The organism is Bradyrhizobium sp., assembly GCF_019242285.1.
In the GTDB taxonomy this organism is placed as follows: Bacteria; Pseudomonadota; Alphaproteobacteria; order Rhizobiales; family Xanthobacteraceae; genus Bradyrhizobium.
The window spans coordinates 1-3323 of the sequence record NZ_JAFAVV010000467.1 but is presented as its reverse complement, the minus strand read 5'-3'; the positions used below and the strand labels follow the sequence as shown (position 1 = coordinate 3323).

At 58.6% G+C, this 3323-nt stretch carries 3 protein-coding genes and 2 pseudogenes; 1 reads left to right on the top strand and 4 read right to left on the bottom strand.

The features are described from left to right. Positions 1 to 14: 14 nt before the first annotated feature. From JOY90_RS18380 to JOY90_RS18370, 3 genes and pseudogenes are all read right to left on the bottom strand, one after another. Positions 15 to 158: an acyl-CoA dehydrogenase family protein gene (locus JOY90_RS18380; RefSeq protein ID WP_291692536.1), complete on the bottom strand. Its 144-nt coding sequence runs from the start codon at positions 156 to 158 to the stop codon at positions 15 to 17. 113 nt (positions 159 to 271) lie between these two features. Continuing rightward, positions 272 to 1426, bottom strand: a complete 1155-nt coding sequence (locus JOY90_RS18375; RefSeq protein ID WP_291692535.1) for a zinc-binding dehydrogenase — start codon at positions 1424 to 1426, stop codon at positions 272 to 274. Between the two features lie 168 nt (positions 1427 to 1594). Beyond that, a pseudogene (locus JOY90_RS18370) lies at positions 1595 to 1708 on the bottom strand (3-keto-5-aminohexanoate cleavage protein); the annotation flags it as partial. Between the two features lie 339 nt (positions 1709 to 2047). Here JOY90_RS18370 and JOY90_RS18365 point away from each other — a divergent pair. Beyond that, complete coding sequence (locus tag JOY90_RS18365; RefSeq protein ID WP_291692534.1) at positions 2048 to 2953, top strand: LysR family transcriptional regulator; 906 nt, start codon at positions 2048 to 2050, stop codon at positions 2951 to 2953. Between the two features lie 58 nt (positions 2954 to 3011). Here JOY90_RS18365 and JOY90_RS18360 read toward each other — a convergent pair. After that, a pseudogene (locus JOY90_RS18360) lies at positions 3012 to 3323 on the bottom strand (hypothetical protein); the annotation flags it as partial.

Genomic DNA, 3323 nt, shown 5'->3' with positions numbered 1-3323 from the left:
GCACCTCATCGGGTCTATCGGCCAGCCGGGGCAGTCGGCCTATCGCAAGCTGCGGCAAGAAAATGATCATTGCTTGTGCCGCCTCCGCCCAATATCTGAATCGCCCAATCAACGACGGTCTGTGCCATCCTCGGCGGAACCAACTTGATCATGGCGATCTCACGTCGGGCCGACTTGAGCCCAACGATATCCGTTATGTGCGCAGCTTTGAGGGCAACGATCGTGTAGAAGCACCTTACATTCGCAAGCGCTCGCGAATGCGGCAGGCGCTCTAAGTTGCGTTCGGCTTTAGAAGGTACTTCTGTCCGGTCGCACGTTTCAGGTACGACGTAATCAAAGCTGGCGAGAGCAGGTCACTCAGTGAAATCTCTGCTGCGTAGTCACTTGCGAAGGTCGTGGTAAGTTCTGAGCGGACTCGATCTCGCAAGCGCTGCGTCGCCTCGGCGCCGATCCTCTCGCAGAACCAGGTCATCAACCACCCGCCAACACTCCAAGCCGTACCAACGGATCGATCGATCCGGGTTGGCTCGGGGTCCAGGATGCCGTAGATATACACCTGCCTATGCGTCGGAGATCCATATCGACTGTAGCTTGTCAGCTTTCTCGATTGCACGCGCTCCATGCCGGCGAGAATGCGCGAAGCCATCGTCCCGCCACCGATCGCGTCGAAAGCAATAGTAGCTCCAGTGTCTTCGAGGGCCGCCATCAACTCTTCATCGAACCCGCTGGAAGCACTGTTAACAACATGCGTTGCTCCCAAGCCACGAAGACTCTGCGCCTGCTCCTCGCTGCGAACGATATTGACGAGATCGATCCCGTCTTTCAGGCACAGCCGATTTAGCATCTGGCCGACATTCGAAGCGGCGGCGGTGTGGACGAGCGCGCGGTGCCCTTCTAGTTTCATCGACTCGACCATTCCTAGAACAGTCAACGGATTGATGAAGGCGGAGGCCGCTTGCTTGGGGTTGAGCCCGTCGGGGAGAATCATGCATTCCGACGCTGCGATCACACGATATTGCGCGTAAGTGCCGAACGAACTGCGAAACGCGACCGCACGCCCAACCAAGCCTTCATGATCGCTGCCGGCCTTGACAACGAAGCCCGCGCCCTCATTCCCGACAGGAAGCGCCTGACCGATGCGCCCGGCAACGGCTGGCAACCGCATTCGGGGAATTGAGGCCATCACCGTCGGTCCGGACGCCGTTTTCTCGACTCGAACCGTCGAAAGGTCGGCGGGTCCGAACATGATAATCATGTCCGACGGATTGATGGGCGCGGCGTCAATCTGGACTACAAGTTCGTTCGCCGCGGGTTCAGGCACGTCAAATTCCTCAAGCCATAGCTCAAGATCGCCGCGCGCACTGACTTTGGAACGCAGCTCCAGGCTGCGCCGGTCACTTGATACAGGCATCGTTCTTCTTTCCATCTTTCGATCTTGTCAGGGGCCAACTGCCCCCGACCACGTTCACTCCGGGATTCCGCACGTAGTGCCGCGACTGCGATCACAGTTAAGTCAAGAGCACGGTAAGCAACAGAACAGCCGTCGCAGAGATGTTTTGTGCACGGCACAGAGATCAGAATCCGACGGCGTGACTCCCGTCAAAGCGAGAAATTCACGCGCCTCGTCGGGTGAGGCCGGCTCCAATCCCAACCCGTCCAATATCTTCCGTACGATGCAGACTTGCTCAGCATTGGAGGTCGCCAACTGGGTAGCCCCCACAGGGATCTCCCAGGTCATCCTGAGTGGCCCATCGCTGCAACTGGAGCAGTGTCCGCGGGGAGCGACGTGGAAAATAGACTGAGAGCGACAAACAGTCTTCGGCTCAGTAGAGTAACAGCTGGCACCATAAGTCCTCCTTCAGCCTGCATAAGTAAGATGCTCAGGCAACTCTTTGTCGCTCGCCATCGCCGTCAGGCGAAGGGACCGCAAGGCTCAACCTCGGTTGCGCCCGGTATACTCACCAGTGCTATTTGAGGATCGTAGCAACGCACTTGTGGAGCGATAATAGGCGTGCTTTGCAGGACCACCCTGCAGGAGAGACCGGAAATGGACGGTAGCGAGATGGACGAGCTAGCCGCCTTCCTGGCGGTTATCGAAACGCAAAACTTCACGGCAGCCGGCCGACTGATCGAGCGCGACGCTTCCGTCGTGTCTCGACGCGTAAGCGCCCTGGAGGCCCGCCTAGGTACCAGGCTCGTCGAACGCTCAACGAGGCGGGTTACACCCACAGAAGCTGGCTTGCGCTTCGGCGATCGGGTTCGTCTCGCTCTATCCGGAATTCAAGAGGCAGAGGCGGAGATCACCGAGACGAGCGGCTTTGCAACCGGAACATTGAAAATCGCTGTGCCCGCGGCGTTTGGCAGACTTTGGATCGCACCGATCATACCCTTGTTTCTGAGGGAGCACCCGGGAGTTTCGGTCGTCCTTGAGCACGCTGACCGCTACGTCGATCTGGGGGCGGAAGGTTTCGACGTTGCCGTGCGCCTCGGAGCACTGGACGATAGCCGGTTGATCGCGCGTAAGCTGGCCCACCACCGGCGACTAATATGTGCCTCGCCGAACTATCTGGCGGCAAGAGGCGTCCCGCGAACTCCTGGCGATCTCAAGTCTCATTCATGCCTGCGCTTTTCGCGTCTGGCCAGCCACCCTGAATGGCGCTTCAAGAGGGGCGACCAAATCACATCCGTGGAGGTTTCTGGTCCGCTGACGGCCGACGACGCCCAGTCACTTGTCGAGGCAGCCATCAGGGGCGCGGGAATTGTGATGTGCTCAGATTGGCTAACATCGAAGGAGCGGACCGACGGTAGGCTCAGGGTTGTGCTGCAAGACTGGACCATAGAAGGTGAAGGCGCCATTTACGTCGTGAGGCCGCCTGGTCGCTTCACGCCGAGCAAAACACGAGCCTTCGTGGACTGGATTTCGGCTGAATTTTTGCACCCTGCTTGGGTCTAGTACGCTTACTGAGCGTATTTGGCCATGGACGTCGCACACGATTGGCCACCAGCCGTTCTCACTCTGCGCGCCAATCGAGGAGCACCTTTCCACCATTTTGCGCATGCACAATCGCCTCCCGGAACCGGTTGATTGGATAAGTTGCGACAACCGGCGCCTGTAGTTTCCCGTTCGCGAGTAGCCGAGCGCTCTCGCCGAGAGCGTCGCGGTAGGCGGACGTATTGTTGAAGTCGGGATGGCCGAGCCAAAATCCCCTGACCGTCAAGCCACGGAAGATAATGTTCAAGGGATTGATCGATGAAGGCTTGGCACTCAATGCGGCGTATACGACCATGGTGGCATCGACTGCCAGCGTCATCGCAAGCGAAAA